At 64.8% G+C, this 577-nt stretch carries 1 protein-coding gene; it reads left to right on the top strand.

The window, feature by feature from the left end; genetic code table 11:
• A partial coding sequence (locus EN914_RS37700) for an HD family hydrolase (protein WP_164779289.1) occupies positions 1 to 560 on the top strand: 560 nt, incomplete at its 5' end.
• Between the last annotated feature and the right edge of the window lie 17 nt (positions 561 to 577).

Genomic DNA, 577 nt, shown 5'->3' on the forward strand with positions numbered 1-577 from the left:
ACCCCTCGCCGCTCGACATCGAGATTTCGGACATTGCGCACGGGCTCGCCCGCGTTGCCCGCTGGAACGGCCAGACCAGCGGCGAGCATGCGTTTTCGGTCGCCCAGCACTCGCTGCTGGTCGAAGCGCTGTTCTGCGACCTGGTGCCCGAGGCTTCGGCCGACGCCCGGCTGGCGGCCCTGCTGCACGACGCCCCCGAATATGTCATCGGCGACATGATCTCGCCGTTCAAATCGGTGATGGGCGGCAGCTACAAGGATTGTGAGTTACGGCTGCAGCGCGCCATCCATCTGCGCTTCTCGCTGCCTCCGGAACCAAGTGCTGCGCTGCGCAAGGAGATCAAGCGCGCCGACCAGATCGCCGCCTATTTCGAGGCAACGCTGCTCGCCGGCTTTTCGACCGCCGAGGCGACCGAGTTCTTCGGCCGTCCGCGCGGCTTCAATGCCGACCGCTTCGATTTCACGCCACGTTCGGTGACCTGGGCGCAGAACGCGTTTCTGAAACGGTTTTCGGCGATCGAGACGTCGCGGCATCAGGTTTCGGCGACCGCAATCGGCTAAAGCGCGTCGCGCTGAAA

Origin of the sequence: Mesorhizobium sp. M7A.F.Ca.CA.001.08.2.1, assembly GCF_003998455.1 — a bacterium.
Classification (GTDB): Bacteria; Pseudomonadota; Alphaproteobacteria; order Rhizobiales; family Rhizobiaceae; genus Mesorhizobium; species Mesorhizobium ciceri.